Origin of the sequence: Synechococcus sp. R55.8 (genome assembly GCF_047461895.1) — a bacterium.
GTDB lineage: Bacteria > Cyanobacteriota > Cyanobacteriia > Thermostichales > Thermostichaceae > Thermostichus.
The window spans coordinates 1-14,910 of the sequence record NZ_JANSIB010000073.1 but is presented as its reverse complement, the minus strand read 5'-3'; the positions used below and the strand labels follow the sequence as shown (position 1 = coordinate 14,910).

Sequence of the window (14,910 nt, the reverse complement as noted above, 5' to 3'; positions counted from 1 at the left end):
GCTCCCAAGCTGGGGGCTTGTCCCACCTGCCAAAGGAACAGACTCTCGGCCCCAAGGGGGTGAATACTCCAGGGATCCAGGCCAGACCCAAACCACCCATAGGGATCGACGGCAGCCGGTTGGCCGGAGTTGGTGTTGTCGAAGCGACGTACCTCGAAATGAAGATGGGGCCCGCTGGCACAGCCGCTGTCTCCCGATAGGCCGATGACTGCTCCTGCGGCCACCACTTGCCCCTCCTGCACCCCAACTTGGCTGAGGTGGGCGTAGAGGGTTTCCCAGCGGGGAAGGGTTCTTCTGTCTGCTCTCTCCCCATCGGAGAATTCTGGCTCGTGCAGAAGGCGCACCCGCAACCCCCTGACCAGCCGGCCCAAGCTGGGGCAAAAAAACTCCGGCTCCTCGCGGGCCAAGGTGACCCGTCCTGCGGCAGCAGCCAAAATCGGGGTTCCCACCGGCATCTCCCAGTCATAACCGGCATGGCCATCGCTTTTGCCACAGGGGTGCAGCGGGCCAGGGATCCAAACTTGGCCTTGCCCACTCACAAACCGTCTGTTGCCATCCCTCTCCCCCAAAGGCAAGTCATGGTCGAAGAGGTTGGTGACGGGAAATTCCCCAACAAAGGGCTTGTGCAAAAACGGCCACTGGGGCGGCGGCGGATCCCCATAAGCAGAACGATATTTTTCCAGCTCCAGCCGATAGTCTTCCAGATCCTGACGCTGGGCGGGATCTTCCGTGTGCTGCTGCAACAGATCCACCAGCTGCAGGGCCTGAAGCCAGTCCTGGCGCTCCACAGCACGAGCCAACTGGGCGTACACCCCCACCCGGGATCCCTGCGGCGAAGACGGGGAGGAGACCTGAGGAAAAACGGGCGATATGTTTACGAATTGATACAATAGACAGCAAAATATCAGCAGTGTCACCGTTAGCGGCAGTGACATCTCCGTCCAGAGGGCCATTCCAAGTAGGCCGGCCTGCAAGCAAGCGGGCTTGTTCTTGGCTTTAGGCTCTCTCTTGGGGCCATCCGCTTTTCCCCTCAGCCGCCGTATGGGTTGCAAGGAGACAGAGCGGCTTCGCTTAACCACTCTTCGGGAGTTTCTCATGCGTTGGTTCTCGTCCTCTGGTGTTCTCGTCAGCCTGCCTTTCCAGTCTTCTGTTGGGCGAAGTGTTCTGCCCCTGTCTGGCTCGATTTGGCAGCGGCTGGAGGCCTTAGCTCTGGGTTTGCACATTCTGTCTTTGCTTTTTGGGTTGGCAGGGTTGCTCTGGGTTGTACCGCATCCCGAGTGGGTGGCCAGTTTGCCCCCCATTGGCATTCAAGCTTTCTCCTTGAGCATGGGCAATGGCGGCGTGGCCTACATGGTGTTCGGTGCGCTGGCGGCAGCTCTGATGGGATCCCGGCTGTTGGGGGTGCGGCGCCTATTGATGTTTTTGATCCCGGCGGTGGGCATTTCCTTGGGCAGTGAGCTGTTGGGTACCAGCACTGGGATCCCCTTTGGCAACTATGGCTACCTGAGTGGGCTGGGCTACAAGATTGCCGGGTTGGTGCCTTTTACCATCCCTCTGTCTTGGTTTTATGTGGGGTTGTCGTCCTATTTGTTGGCGCGTGTGGCTCTGCAAACCCAGCGCCACTGGTTGATCCACTTCGAGGCCATCATGTTGGGGGCCCTGCTGCTCACCGCCTGGGACTTCGTGCTGGATCCGGCCATGACCCGCGGCTTGATCCCGTTTTGGACGTGGTTTCAGCCGGGGCCCTTCTTCGGTATGCCGCTGCAAAACTTCGGGGGTTGGATGCTGACTGGGGCTGCCTTCATGACGGTGGCCAATCTGCTGTGGGGCGAGGATCAACCCATCCTTGACCGCCGCCAGTTGGTGGGGCCGCTGGTGCTCTATGTAGCTAATTTTGCTTTTGCCCTGTTGATGAGCCTGGGCTCTGGCATTGTTGCGCCGGCGGGGCTGGGCCTGTTGTTGGGGTTGGGGCCCGCTTTGGGGTTGTGGTGGAGTGCAAAGACCCCATCCCGCTATTGCGAAAGGACTCCGTCCCGCTATCGCGACCAGCCTGAGCCGCCTTCCCATCCCCAAAAGGACTCTGTCCCGCTATTGCAAACGGTTGAGGGAGAGGCAGGTCAAGCCTGGGATACTTTGGAGGATCCCGGTTGGGTTGGCGCGAAGTAAGCCGGCCCTAACCCTTCCTCGGCGAGATCCCTTGGGTTGTCCAGGCCATGAACTTCTGCAGCGACAATGTCACAGGCGCCTGTCCTGAGGTGATGGAAGCCCTGTTGGCCCTCAGGGGATCCGCCATGCCCTATGGAGGGGACGAATGCACAGCGCAGGTGCAAAGGCTGTTTGCCGAGATCTTCGAGCATGAAGTGGCAGTGTTTCCGGTGGCAACAGGATCTGCTGCCAATGCCCTGGCCCTTTCGGTGCTCACCCCGCCCTACGGGGCGATTTATTGCCATCCCGAGGCCCACATCAATCTGGACGAATGTGGAGCGCCGGAGCTGTTTACAGGTGGGGCCAAGTTGGTGGGGATCCCAGGGGAACAAGGCCGTATCGACTGGGGCAACTTAAAAGCAGCCCTGGAGCGGGCGGGGTTTGGGGTGGTTCATCACGTGCAGCCTGCCTGCCTCAGCCTGACGCAAGCCACTGAGGCCGGCACCCTCTACTCCTTGGAGCAGCTTGGATCCCTGGCGGATTTGGCCCATCACTTTGGCCTTAAGGTGCATATGGATGGGGCCCGCTTTGCCAATGCCCTGGTTAGTTTGGGTTGCACCCCTGCCGAGATGACCTGGAAAGCGGGGGTGGATGTGCTGTCCTTTGGGGCCACCAAAAATGGAGCCTGGGCTGCGGAAGCGGTGGTGTTTTTTCATCCAAATCAGGTGGGCGATTTTGAGTTTCGTCGCAAGCGCAGTGGCCATCTGCTCTCGAAGATGCGCTTTTTGTCTGCCCAATTGCAGGCCTATCTCCAGGATGGGGTGTGGCTGCGCAATGCCCGCCATGCCAACGCAATGGCCCAGCAGTTGGCGCAGGGACTGGGATCCCTGCCGGGAGCCAAGTTGGTGTATCCTACCGAGGCCAATGAGGTTTTTATCGAGCTGCCGGAGCCGGTTCTCCAGGCCCTAGAGGGAGCGGGGTTTCGGTTTTACCGCTGGCTGGGGGAAGGTCACAACTTAATCCGCCTGGTGACGGCTTTTAACACTTTGCCCGCAGATGTCGAGCGCCTCTGCCAGGTGGCCCAGCAAGCCAGCCATTCGCGCTCGCGATAGCAGTGCGGAGCACTTTAGCGGGACGGAGTCCTTGCAGCTGACCGGGGATCCCCCTGGCCAAAGGCCTGAGCATCCCAAGGGATCCCTGAAGGCTGTTCATCGGCTCGTCAATCCTTAAAGTGGGTGCTGTCGCGACCGGGCTTTTTCTCCAGGCAGGGCGAGGCGGAAGTCGATCCCGTTTTCTTCGAGTTGTCCTGTAGCAAACCGATCAGCAGACAGGCCACCCCAAGGTTGATGGCCACATCCGCCACGTTGAATACCGGAAAGCGAATCCAGATCAAATTGAAAAAGTCCACGACATAGCCGTTGACGAAGCGGTCGATGCCGTTCCCCACGGCTCCTGCCCACACCAAGCCATAGCCGGCCTGTTCCCAACGGCCCAGGATCCCGCCGCGGATGGCCAGCAGCCCCAATGCCAGCGCTACCCCCAACGAGATCCACTTCAAGAGCTCTGCCGAATCTTCAAACAGGCTCCAAGCAGCGCCGGTATTCTCCACGTAGGTGAGGTGAAACACCCCTGGCCACAGCTCAATCTCTGGCCCCGGCAGCAGCCGTTCTACCGCCCAGCGCTTGGTCGCCTGATCCAAGATCACCCCCAGGATCCCGGCCAGCCAAAAGCCTTTGTTTTTCATGTCGTCTTGGCCTCAATCACGTCCACCGGCAAGAGCGCCCGGATGAGCACTTTTCCCATCCTGACATGCCGCTCTTCTGTCGGCTCATTGCCCAGAAGCTCAAGGGCGGAGCTCTGGACTCGAAGTTGGGCCTGTAACGGGATCCAACACCGGTGAGTGGCCTCAGAAGCGATTGGCCGCCTCTGGCTTGAGAGGAGCAGCAAGAAAACCGTCCAGCTTAGGCAACTGGACGGGGATCCCCTGGGGGTGGACAGGATTGGCTACCGACCCTGCTGCTCCAGGGATCGGCGCAATTCGCTGGCCATCTGCATGAACTCTTGCGGGTTGCCCGCTTTGCCGTAGGAAGAGCGATCCTGAACCTTTTTGCCGCTGCCTTGGCGGGTGCGGGTGTTGAGCAAAGCGCTGGCCATTTCCATGAACTTGGCAGGATTTCCCTCGCTGCTGCCCCGCACGAGAGGGGCGCGTCCGGCACGAGTGACAGCCATAGATACCTCAATTTTCACAAATGAAATGCTTGTTACATTTTCTCACAAGGGATCCGCGATCAACCAGGGCCAGCGTTTCTTTGCTGTTACAGCGACTCCGGCCAATGCTTGGGGATCCTTCTAAGCCGCAAACCTTGCCTGAGGCTGGAAAGAGCCATCAGCGAGTCGTGGTTTTCTCTTGAGTCCAATGATGGGTCAGCCAAATGGGGAGCACCGTCAGGCCGATCACCCCCAGGGCCACCACGCTGATCACCGGGCGCTGCCGAGGCTTGGTTAGCTGGCTGAACACCCAGATCGGCAGGGTTTGCTGCTGGCCGGCGGTGAAGGTGGTGACGATGATTTCATCGAAAGACAGGGCAAACGCCAGCAGGGATCCCGCCAATAGGGCCGAGGCCAGTTCGGGCAGAAGGATGTACCGAAAGGTTTGCAGAGGGTTGGCCCCCAAATCGGCAGAAGCTTCTAGCTGAGAGCGTCCCATGCGGCGAAACCGGGCCAGCACGTTGTTGTACACCACCACCAGGCAAAAGGTGGCATGGCCGATAACAATTGTCCAAAAGCTGAAAGGGATATGCAGCAAATGGATCGCCGAGCGCAAGGCGATCCCGGAGACAATGCCCGGCAAGGCGATGGGCAGCAACACCAAAAATGAGATCGTCTCGCGGCCAAAAAATCGGCTGCGATAGACTGCTGCTGCCGCCAGGGATCCCAGCACCACCGCCACTCCGGTAGCCAGCACAGCCACCCGCAAAGACAAAAACAAGGCCCGCCAAATATCGGCCCGCCCCCAAGCCACGGCAAACCAGCGCCAGGTCAGCCCCGGCAAAGGGAAGCGCAAGGTCGCCTCATCGGGGCTGAAGGCATAAAGGACGATCACCAGCAGAGGAAGATGGAGAAAGAGCAGCACCCCCAGCGAGAACAGGATCCAAAGCCATTGGCCGATGGGAAAAGGGCGAATCGGCATGGATGAGGGAGAATACAGAGCTGGATGGGGAACAGTCTACAGGTAGAGAAATGGTCTGTGAAATAGCCTTGTAGGGAAGCAGCCTTTGGCAAGGACTTTAGATTGCTTGGCCGACTTTGGAGCTCCAGTCGAGCAGAGCATCCCAAACCCAGATTAAACTCGCAGCATGATCGCGTTTTTAAGCGGCCACCTTGTGGCCATCGAATGGGGAGAGCGCAGTAGCCTCACTGTTGAGGTGCAGGGGATCGGCTATCGCGTCAAGGCCCCAGGACGTTTTCTCAAGCAACTGCCCGCAGTGGGGGAGCCCGTCCGGGTGTTCACCCATTTGGTGGTGCGAGAGACTGAGCTGGTGTTGTACGGGTTTGGCTCGCCAGCCGAGCGGGACTTGTTTGTGGAACTCATCAAAGTCTCGGGGGTGGGGCCGGCTTTGGGCTTGGCCCTGCTGAATACCTTCGGCCTGCCGGAGCTGATTCAGGCGGTGGTGACCGAAAATGTGCGCCTGCTCTCCCTCACGCCGGGGGTAGGTCATAAAACGGCCCAGCGGCTGGCCTTGGAGCTGAAAACCAAGCTGGCCCACTGGCGACAGGGGATGGGGGTTGCGGATCAACCCTTGGCCGGAGGGCCGCCCATGCCTATCCGGGAAGAGGTGGAAATGGCCTTACTGGCCCTGGGCTACAGCACTCAGGAAATTCAGGCTGCCTTGCAAGCTCTGCCCACTCACCCCCGCCCAACGGAAGACTGGCTGCGGGATGCCATCACCTACCTGAGCCAGCAGCCATGAAGCACCGCCGCATTGCTATTCTGGGTGGAACCTTCAACCCTGTACACCACGGCCATTTGATCATGGCAGAACAAGCCCTTTGGCAGTTTGACCTGGATCAGGTGCTGTGGATGCCGGCAGGGGATCCCCCCCACAAGCCTCTGGCCCCTGGCGCCAGCAAAGCCGACCGCCTGGCCATGGTCAAGCTGGCCATTGCCGACCACGAGCGCTTCGCCTGCTCGGAGCTGGAGATCCGCCGTTCGGGGCGCTCCTACACCATCGAGACGCTGCGCACCCTTATCCAGGAGCAACCCAATACCCAGTGGTACTGGATCATCGGCGTGGATGCTCTGCGGGATCTGCCCCAGTGGTATCAAGCGGAAGAACTGGCCCGCCTCTGCCATTGGATCGTTGCCCCACGGGTGGATGCCGGCGATGCCGCCCAGGTGCTGCAGGCGGTAGCCGAAAAGTTGCCTATCCAAGCCCAAATCCTGGAAGCTCCCACCTTGACGCTCTCTTCCACCTACCTGCGACAGCAAATCCAAAAGGGAGGGTCTATCCGCTACCTGGTGCCCCCTGCCGTGGAGCACTATATCCGTCAGCACCGCCTCTATCTGCAGCCCTAAAGGAAAAAAGGGGGCGGATCCCCCCTCTAGAGTCACCAAACAGCTTAAGACCTGCCATACGCCACAGCCTCTCCCCGGAAGAGGGAAAGGCTGGAACTGGGTTGGGAAGTAAACTGCTTTTCTGGTACTCTGGAATACTTGTGCTCTGTGGGCAGTTGAGAGTGGGGTTGCGGCCAGGTGCCCCCATCAGTAGGCTAAGCCCATGCTGCGGGTGGTTTCGGGGCCAAGGTAGACTCGGATGCTCAGAAAATCGGTGGGACAAGCGGTTTCACAGCGTTTGCAGCCAACACAGTCTTCGGTGCGGGGGGCAGCCGCGATCATCCCAGCTTTGTTTTTTCCCTTCCAGGGCACCATCTCCAACACGTCGGTGGGACAAGCCCGCACACACTGAGTGCAGCCGATGCAGGTGTCGTAGATCTTGACCGAGTGAGCCATTAGCGTTCTCCAGTCGAGCAGGTTGAAAAGTTAAAAAAAGGTTTACCGAATCGGCATGGCAGCAACATCGCTGCGCCAGTGCCCTCAGTGTACTGTAGTCCTGGGAAGCCTCCAAAATCTCCGATCCAAATGTTCAAACAAATTTACATCCGGTGGGGTCGTCCTCTGAGCTGATGGGAAGGTTGCTAGGGTTGGGCTAGGATCGGCCTGAAGATGACAGGACAAGGGATCCCGAACATGGGGCGCTCGGTGCAAGATTGGCGAAGGCAAACTCAGGGCAATCTGCGTCGTCTGGGGCCAATTTTGCTGGAGATCTTCGAGGAAAACGTCCCTCGCCTACGCCGCTGGGATCAGCAGCTCACCGACTGGGTGCGCAGCCACCGCTGGGGGGTGGATCCGTCTCTGCCCAAGGTGGCTATCTATGTCCTGGGCGCAGTGGTGATCCTGGCGATCCCACTTCTCACCTTTGTGGCTTTGGGGGCCTTTCTGACCTTTCTGGGCGTCCAAATTGTCCAAAAGTGGTCACAAGGGGATCCCGCTCGCCAAACTCAGCGCCGCTATCTGCGCAGTGCTGACGCGGATGATGATGACTTTGATCTGGATTGAGAAAGGGGCTGCGGGGAATGGGCGGGCTAACTGTCCGCCGACCGTTGGGGCTCCTGGGAGTCTTGCTGCATGCCCAAGCGTTGTTTGACCTGTCTGATCACCTTCTGGTGAGAGCGGTTTTCCAGCCTGTTTAGGCCGATGGCGCCGGCCAGGATCCCCAACTGTAAGGCCAAGCTGGGCAAGGTGGTGTTCAAGTCCCGTCCCGCCAGGGCTCGAAAGAAAAACACAAACGCCCCGATGGTAGCCGAGAACCCCACCGCCAAGTAGATGAAGCGCCGCAAGCTGCGGTAGGGAGCGGCCAGCTCCGTCAACAGCCTCACCTGCTCTGCTGAAGAGGGATCCCGGCGTTGCGACAGGGGCGATCTTGGCTTGGGATCGGAGTCTGCCATTGGCTACACCTCCTCAGGCAACAAGAGGGGCTCCCGACCGGAAACCCCCGCCAAAACGGCTTCGGCAGCGCGGCAGGCGGCCAGAATATCTCGCTCTTCCCCTCCCAAGTACACGCGGCCAAAGCTACCGAAAGGCATCACTTCTAGGATGTTGATCTGGGCAGATTTTTCTGCCTCGTTGGCAGCCAGGGGGGCATAGCCTGCCGGTTGCACCTCCAGGATATAGAGGGTTTGGCCAGCCAGGAGCATTTGGCCACGGCGGGAACGGTTAATCAACTGGGTTTGGTGGGGATCAATGTTGCGGATGATCTGGCTGGAGATGATGCGGGGCTTGAGGCGCTCCTGTTCACTCACCCCTAAGGCAGCCAGAATCGCCCGTCCGGCGGTGCGGGTATCCCCTTGGTTGCTGGAGTGTACTTCCAGAAGGCCGTAGAGGCGTTCCACCACCTGCAGCCCCGGCCTCACCGAGGTGGCCTTCAGGGCAATATCCATAACGCGGTTGATCTCGATGCCGGGGGAAATCTCGACCCACAAAGAAGTGTCCCCAGGCAGGGGCAAAAAGCCGTAGGCTACTGTGCCCAGATAAGCAGCATACTGGGGTTGCAGCCGATCCAAAAACACGTAACTGCGAAGGTCGATCCCCAAAAAAGTCCTCCCTTTGGGCTCGGTTGGATGGTGAGCTGATGTCGATCTATTCTTTACTATTCTTATTCTTCTCCAGCCTCATCGCAGCTCTTGGGTCCTTGGGCGGGCCGACCAACCTTCCAGCTCTACAGGTCACCCTGAGCCACCACCTTCACCGTTGTCAGGGCTTCCACGTCGATGGGCCCGCGCACGTGCAGCCGCTGGGTAGAAATGCCCAAAGACAGGTCGCGAAACGCTCCCAACGTGGGGATCCCAGCTCCCCGGCCTGCCGAGAGGGGGGAAGTGTTGATGTGGATCAGGGCGGCATCTACTTCCTGGAGAAAGCGCTGGGCCGCCGACTGGCTATCGGTGAGGATCGTCTCCGATTGACGGCAACCATTTTTGTTGATCCAGGCGATCGCCTCCGTCAGGTCGGCAATGGGCTGCAGGCGCAGATGAGGTCGTTCTGTCGAGTCAAAGCCTTGCCCAAGCGGCTGGAGCTGCGGGAACTGTTCCAGAATGGAGGCGGCTGCCTGGATATCGATCCCGTGACCCAGCAAGTCCTCAATCAAGGCGGTCAGATGGTTGGTGGCCCAATCGGTGTGGATCAGCAGCCAGAGGGTGAGAGGCTGATAGATAGGGATCCCTTCTGAGCCGTACTGGGCCAGGGGATCCAACAAAGCCGATTTGACCAAGGGCCAAGGGGCAGTGCGATCCAGATAGATGTGGCCGTAGCCCAAATGGGTGGCCAGAGTCGGCACTTTGCTGGCCTGCAACAGGAACTCCACCCAGCCGGGGCGACCGCAGGGAATCACCAGGTCGAGGTAGCGGGTTTGCTGTAGCAACGGCAACAGTGGGGAATCTGCTTGGGGATCCGCCGTTTGGTCTTGGGCGGGCAAGGTTTGAATGGCTCCTTCCGGGATCCCGTGCTCATAAGCCGTCTCTGCCAACAGGTTGACCATAGCCTGGTGAGTTTTCTGGATGGGACCGCTGCTGGCCAAAATCACGCCATTTCCTGTTTTTAGGCACATGCCAATGCCATTTAAGGCAAACTCGGGGTAGATTTCGTAGACCAGAGCAATCAACCCCAACGGGACGCGGTAGCGGCCAATAAACAGGCCATTCTCCTGGCGGTGCCCTTTCTCCAGCTTGCCAATGGGATCCGGCTGCTGGGCCAGGAGAGTCAGCAACTGGGCGGATCGCTGTAGACGCTCGGGGGTGAGCTTCAGGCCGTTGAGGATCCACTCCGGTACGGTTTGCTCGCGGCAACTTTCCAGGTCGAGGGTATTGGCTTCCAGGAGCAGATCGGAGCGCTCCAACAAACACCGCGAGAGAGCCAGCAGGGCCTGGCGCTTGGTTTGGCTGCTCAACCGCTGCATCTGCGGTAGTAAGCGGCGTACCTGTCGCAGAGTGGTACCTAAGTCAAAGTCTGAACCGAAATCTGTCACTTGAACTTCTCCCGCCTAGCCCATTAGAGACAGACCCGCTGCGTTCTCCAGACCACTGCTAACAAGAAATGGTTGGATCCACAAGTGCTGGGGCTGCCAATTCTGGAGACCAGTCGCTGGAGAAAATCTCACTCACCTCAGGGCCGCCGCAGCAGCAGGATCGCCGTTACCATCAGCAGCGTTAGCAACAAGCCGAGAATCATGAACCAACTGAGCAACTGGGTTTGGTTTGGGAAGAGCACTGCGCCGATGAACCCAACCGCCAAGACAATGCCCAAGCTGAGGGTGAGGCCCAAGAGCGCGGATCCCTGTAGGGTGTTTTCCCGCCGCAACACCCATTGGTAGCCGTTCCAGAACCACATTTTGCGATAGGGATAAGAAACGGCCAGTTGCTCGATGTACAGGCGGTCGGGGGTAATGGCAAAAATATGCTGGCAACGGCTACACCCAAAGGCTTCGGTTAGGGTGATCAGGCGCAACTGACCTTGATGGCAGCACGGGCAGGGGTAAATTTTGGTGGGCTCAAGGGTCTGAGCGACACGCGGGGCTGAGTTTTGACGGGGAGACTTGCGGGGAGAAGAGAAGGCCACAGCTCTCAGCCGGTGAGAAGTTGGGATCCCTCACATCCTATCTTCAGGAAAGCGGAGTCAAGCCACCCAGAGATGGTGGACGTAGCGCCAGGTGAGGATTTGGTTGAGGGCGAGGAAGATCAAAGCTAGAAGCCCGTAGCCCAGCTTCAGGATAGTGCCAAGATAGCCAAGCACCCTTTGGGGGATGAAGCTGAAATCGGTGTGTTTGGCCCAATGTACCAACGCCAACACCTGCAGGATGTGAACCGGCAGACAATAGCGGCTCATGCTTCGCTGGCCCAAGGGGCTCGTACCCGTCAGGGCAATGTAAAACATGGCCCAAGCAGCCAGATGAAATCCCAGCCGCTCCCGCCAACACTGGCTTCTACCTGCCATAACTCCTGCCGCATCCATTAAACCTGTAACAAGCAGGGATCCCAGGGTGGCAGACACAAACAGTTGGCTAAGAGCGTCAGCCCACAGCCCAGGGTCTTTCATCGGTGCAGAAAGAGAGAGTAAGCTTTGCCAGCGTTCGGCGGAAAGGACATATGTGCGAGCTTGGAAAATAGCTTGATAATTGGCTTTCACGCCGGTAAAGTAACGCTGCATTTCCAGGTAGAGATCCCAGCGTCCGAAGCGGAGCTGACAGTAGAGAAAAAAGCCCAGGCCACCCAACAGAGCCAAGCTCGCTGCCATACTCGTCCAAAACCAACGGCGGGCTTGGGTTCTCTCCCCCGCTTTCAGGAGATTCAAAAAAGGGAGCAGCGCCACCGGCAAGCCGACAATCCGAGTAGCACTCATCACCAAGCCGTGGATCCCAGCCAGGAGCATCAGCAGGGGACGGCCCCCGTGAATTGACCAGTAGAGAAAACCCAGTAGGCTGGCCATAAACAAAGATTCGCTGTAGCCCACGACCAGGTAAAAGCTGGTGGGATAAAAGAAGATGAGCAAACTGGCCAAAATTTGCCAGAGGGGGGGAATTTGCCACCTGCGGTAAAGCAGGAAAAGGTAAACCCACATCAGCCAGCAAAAGAGCTGGGCGGTGAGGTAGAGCCCCAGTTCAGGGTCAACTCCCACAAGGTGACTGATTGCGGCCACTGCCAGGGGATAGCCGGGGAAAAAAGCTACGTTGCTCTGCTCATAGGCAATCTTGTCGAAACCCACAAACTGGTACCCCCGCCGCACAATGCTGAGATACCAATAGCTATCCCGCTGACTCAGGGCTGTGAAGGCAGAAGCATAGTCGCTCTCCTCACTCCAGAGGGAGATCATAAAGATCTGCAGCACTGTCAAGGCCAAACTGGGCAACAAGATTTGCCCTAAGAAAGGGGCAAGGTACTGCCGACCTCGCTGCAACAGATGACTGAGAGGAAAGCTCATCGCTGAATCGTTAAGGGTGAAGATGGCACTTTGATTTCTTCTTGGTAATCGTCGTCGGAGTTCACCTGCCAGAGATTGTGACTACCGGGTCGGAGAATGTTCTCAGCCGCCAGCAAGCCCATCAGTAAACTGTGATCTTGGTTGTTGTATTTAAATGAGCCGTAGCGGCCCACCACTTGTAGATTTTCAAACTGGCTGAGATACTCCTGCAAAATGGCTAAATCTTCTTTATAGCTACCGGTATAGATGGGATAAGTGCGGGGCAGGCGCACCACAAAGCCACTGTAGATCTTTTGATCGTGAAGCAGGCCAATTTGACGCAGCTCCTTCTCGGCCAAAGCCAGCAATTCCTCCTCAGGAGCTTGCCACAAGGGATCCCCAAAGTTGCACCAATACTCACAGCACAAGGGGGTTTGCTCTTGGTTGGGCAACATGGCCGGAGACCAATTGGCGAAGTTGGTCACCCGTCCCACCCCCACCGTTGGATCGTTGATATACAGCCAGTTATCGGGGAAGAGCTGGGATCCCTGCACAATCAAGTAAACCAAGACAGTATTGCGAAATCTGAGATTGCGGGCTGCCTGCAGCACTTGGGGGGGAGGCAATTTCCGCAGGCTCTGCACCAACACCGTCAGAGGGATCGAGGAAATGACGTGGGAGGGGGAGACCCAAGTTTCACTTCCATCCTGAAGATTGCGCAGTTGCAGCTCGACAACTTGGGATCCCCGATGTCTGAGGGTGACTACTTCTGTGTTGAGCAGGACTTTTTGTCCCTCGGCAAGCAAATACTCCTGCATTTTTTCATAGAGCTGCCCGGATCCCAGACGAGGAAACTGAAACTGGTCGATCAGAGACTTGGCCAAGCTTCGATTCCACCCCAAGGCCTTTTGGATGGCTTGCCCAAGGCTGAGACCTTTGATGCGCTGGGCAGCCCAATCAGCACTGATCTCGGTACAAGGGATCCCCCAAAGCTTTTCCGTATATCCTTCAAAGAACATTTGAAAGAGTCGGGTGCCGAACTTGCCTTTGACCCAGTCGGCAAAGTTCTGGGGAGCTGGTCGCGGAATTAATTGTGCCCAGAGATAGGAAAGGACAATGTGCAGGCTTTCCCACCAACCCACTTTGCGCAGGACTTCCCAGGCCTGAATGGGGTACTGAAAATACTGCTTGCGGTAATAGATGCGGGTGAGCCGTCGGACGGTTACTTGCTCGGATTCCAAAACCTGATCCCACAACTCTCGCACCGGCAGGATTTTAGTGAAAAAACGGTGCGGGCCATAGTCCAAGATAAACCCCTGATACTGAATACTTTTGGCCAAACCCCCGACCTTCTCCTCTCGTTCTACCACCACTACGGAAAAACCCAGTTGGTTCAAGCGATAGGCAGCCGCCATGCCTGCCGGCCCCGCTCCCAGGATGTAGATGGGATCCCCCACTCTGTCTCTTCCCGAAACTGCTTTACAGGGACATCCTAAAACAGGTCGAGAAACTTCCCTACCATCGGCCAATTCCCTGCCAAACCCCAGGACAATGAGGGGAGAAGAGAAAGGTTAGACTGGTGAGGCTGCGGCTGGAGGCTGGCCTGTGCTGTTGACCAAGGGCTTTGAGGTGGAAATGTACACCGGCACCGCCGCCGGGGAAGTGGTGGGTCTATCGGATCGCATTTGCCAAGCTTTGCCGGGGTTTGTGCGGGAGCCGGATCGGCGCAATGTGGAGTACATCACCCCCCCTCTCCGCCGCTACGAAGACCTGCTCTGTGCCTTGTTGCGGCCTCGCCTACAGTTGCGGCAATTTTTGCGCCGTCTTGGCCCTTACACCCTTCTGCCAGGGAGCACGCTAGCTTTGGGCGGCAGCGACCACTTCGAGCGGTCGGATCCCGGCAACCCCTACCACGACTACATCGAGCGCACCTATGGCACGCGGGTGGTAACTGCTAGCATTCACATCAATGTTGGCCTGCCAGGTACCGAGGCCATCTTCCGGGCCTGTCGCCTGCTGCGAGCGGAAGCATCTCTCTACCTAGCTCTGAGCGCTTCCTCTCCTTTTCTGGACGGACGGGTGACGGGATCCCACTCCAGCCGTTGGCAGGTGTTCCCCAAAACGCCGGCCCAGGTGCCCTTCTTCCGGGATCACGCCCACTACATTGCCTGGATCCAGGAGCAGCTAGCCTTGGGCACAATGCAGAATGTGCGCCACCTGTGGGCCTCGGTGCGACCCAACGGCCCGGATCGGCCCTACCATCTCAACCGGGTGGAGCTGCGCATTTGCGATCTGGTGGGGGATCCGGTGATGGTTCTGGCCATTACCGCCTTGGTGGAAGCCCGTCTCTGGCAGTTGCTGGCCCAGCCGGAAGCGCTGGATCCCTTGCGGGGGCCCTTTACCCCGACAGAGCTGGAGAGCCTTTGCGAGGCCAACGAGCAGGCTGCTGCCCGAGAATCGCTGCAATCTCATTTGGTCGATTGGCGGACAGGCCGGGAACGGGCGGCCCAAGAGTGGATCGAAGAGCTGCTGACCGAAGCTTGGCGCATTGGCCAACCTCAGGGCTTAGGCTGTTTTCTAGCTCCCTTGCAAACTCTGCTCCACCAGGGCAATGAGGCCCAACGCTGGCTGAAGCAAGTCAACCAGGGATCCACACCTGCCCAGGTGTACCAACAGGCCATCCAGGAGCTGGCCGAACAAGACCGAGAGAGCATGACTCTAGTCAATAATAAGCTCAACTATACTGAAAATAATGTATA

The 14,910-nt window shown here is 58.3% G+C and carries 17 protein-coding genes; 6 read left to right on the top strand and 11 right to left on the bottom strand.

Features of this window, described 5'->3' with window-relative positions; all coding sequences use genetic code 11:
* A partial coding sequence (locus tag NW829_RS08470) for a M23 family metallopeptidase (protein ID WP_414416867.1) occupies nt 1–818 on the bottom strand: 818 nt, incomplete at its 3' end.
* A 277-nt stretch (nt 819–1,095) separates the two neighbouring features.
* Here NW829_RS08470 and cruF point away from each other — a divergent pair.
* Both cruF and NW829_RS08460 read left to right on the top strand, forming a co-directional pair.
* Nucleotides 1,096–2,166, top strand: coding sequence for a gamma-carotene 1'-hydroxylase CruF (gene cruF / locus NW829_RS08465; RefSeq protein WP_414343391.1), 1,071 nt, complete (start codon nt 1,096–1,098; stop codon nt 2,164–2,166).
* Nucleotides 2,167–2,213: 47 nt separating this feature from the next.
* Nucleotides 2,214–3,257 carry a threonine aldolase family protein gene (locus NW829_RS08460; protein WP_414412808.1) on the top strand — a complete coding sequence of 348 codons (1,044 nt, stop codon included), beginning with the start codon at nt 2,214–2,216 and terminating at the stop codon, nt 3,255–3,257.
* Between the two features lie 107 nt (nt 3,258–3,364).
* Here NW829_RS08460 and lspA read toward each other — a convergent pair whose 3' ends face one another.
* The 3 genes from lspA to NW829_RS08445 form a co-directional block, all read right to left on the bottom strand.
* Nucleotides 3,365–3,889: a signal peptidase II gene (lspA, locus tag NW829_RS08455; RefSeq protein WP_414416866.1), complete on the bottom strand. Its 525-nt coding sequence runs from the start codon at nt 3,887–3,889 to the stop codon at nt 3,365–3,367.
* Nucleotides 3,890–4,149: 260 nt separating this feature from the next.
* A complete protein-coding gene (locus NW829_RS08450; protein ID WP_148202686.1) occupies nt 4,150–4,374 on the bottom strand; it encodes a hypothetical protein in 225 nt (74 codons plus the stop codon).
* Between the two features lie 157 nt (nt 4,375–4,531).
* Nucleotides 4,532–5,335 carry an ABC transporter permease gene (locus tag NW829_RS08445; RefSeq protein ID WP_414416865.1) on the bottom strand — a complete coding sequence of 268 codons (804 nt, stop codon included), beginning with the start codon at nt 5,333–5,335 and terminating at the stop codon, nt 4,532–4,534.
* Between the two features lie 166 nt (nt 5,336–5,501).
* Here NW829_RS08445 and ruvA point away from each other — a divergent pair, with 166 nt between their 5' ends.
* Entirely contained in the window at nt 5,502–6,116 is a 615-nt protein-coding gene (gene ruvA / locus NW829_RS08440) for a Holliday junction branch migration protein RuvA (RefSeq protein ID WP_414416864.1), read from the top strand.
* A complete protein-coding gene (gene nadD / locus NW829_RS08435) occupies nt 6,113–6,721 on the top strand; it encodes a nicotinate-nucleotide adenylyltransferase (protein WP_414357261.1) in 609 nt (202 codons plus the stop codon). The genes ruvA and nadD overlap by 4 nt, the downstream gene beginning before the upstream one ends.
* Before the next feature lie 186 nt (nt 6,722–6,907).
* Here the strand turns inward: nadD and psaC are convergent, their stop codons facing one another.
* Entirely contained in the window at nt 6,908–7,156 is a 249-nt protein-coding gene (gene psaC, locus NW829_RS08430) for a photosystem I iron-sulfur center protein PsaC (protein WP_414350136.1), read from the bottom strand.
* Nucleotides 7,157–7,369: 213 nt separating this feature from the next.
* On the opposite strand from psaC, the gene NW829_RS08425 reads away from it, so the two are divergent.
* The gene (locus NW829_RS08425; protein WP_238376872.1) at nt 7,370–7,762 is read left to right on the top strand and encodes a hypothetical protein; all 393 of its coding nucleotides are present in this window, start codon (nt 7,370–7,372) and stop codon (nt 7,760–7,762) included.
* Between the two features lie 26 nt (nt 7,763–7,788).
* On the opposite strand, the gene NW829_RS08420 is transcribed toward NW829_RS08425, so the two are convergent.
* From NW829_RS08420 to NW829_RS08395, 6 genes are all read right to left on the bottom strand, one after another.
* Nucleotides 7,789–8,151, bottom strand: a complete 363-nt coding sequence (locus NW829_RS08420; RefSeq protein WP_011432201.1) for a DUF3493 domain-containing protein — start codon at nt 8,149–8,151, stop codon at nt 7,789–7,791.
* 3 nt (nt 8,152–8,154) lie between these two features.
* Nucleotides 8,155–8,796, bottom strand: coding sequence for a hypothetical protein (locus NW829_RS08415; protein ID WP_011432202.1), 642 nt, complete (start codon nt 8,794–8,796; stop codon nt 8,155–8,157).
* Between the two features lie 125 nt (nt 8,797–8,921).
* Nucleotides 8,922–10,223, bottom strand: coding sequence for a gamma-glutamyl phosphate reductase (locus NW829_RS08410; protein WP_414416863.1), 1,302 nt, complete (start codon nt 10,221–10,223; stop codon nt 8,922–8,924).
* Between the two features lie 137 nt (nt 10,224–10,360).
* Nucleotides 10,361–10,702: a hypothetical protein gene (locus NW829_RS08405; protein ID WP_238376873.1), complete on the bottom strand. Its 342-nt coding sequence runs from the start codon at nt 10,700–10,702 to the stop codon at nt 10,361–10,363.
* Nucleotides 10,703–10,870: 168 nt separating this feature from the next.
* A complete protein-coding gene (locus tag NW829_RS08400) occupies nt 10,871–12,172 on the bottom strand; it encodes a hypothetical protein (RefSeq protein WP_414416862.1) in 1,302 nt (433 codons plus the stop codon).
* Nucleotides 12,169–13,608: an NAD(P)/FAD-dependent oxidoreductase gene (locus NW829_RS08395; protein WP_414416861.1), complete on the bottom strand. Its 1,440-nt coding sequence runs from the start codon at nt 13,606–13,608 to the stop codon at nt 12,169–12,171. The genes NW829_RS08400 and NW829_RS08395 overlap by 4 nt, the downstream gene beginning before the upstream one ends.
* 148 nt (nt 13,609–13,756) lie before the next feature.
* Here NW829_RS08395 and gshA point away from each other — a divergent pair.
* The coding region (gshA, locus tag NW829_RS08390; protein ID WP_414416860.1) for a glutamate--cysteine ligase at nt 13,757–14,910 on the top strand (1,154 nt) is incomplete at its 3' end.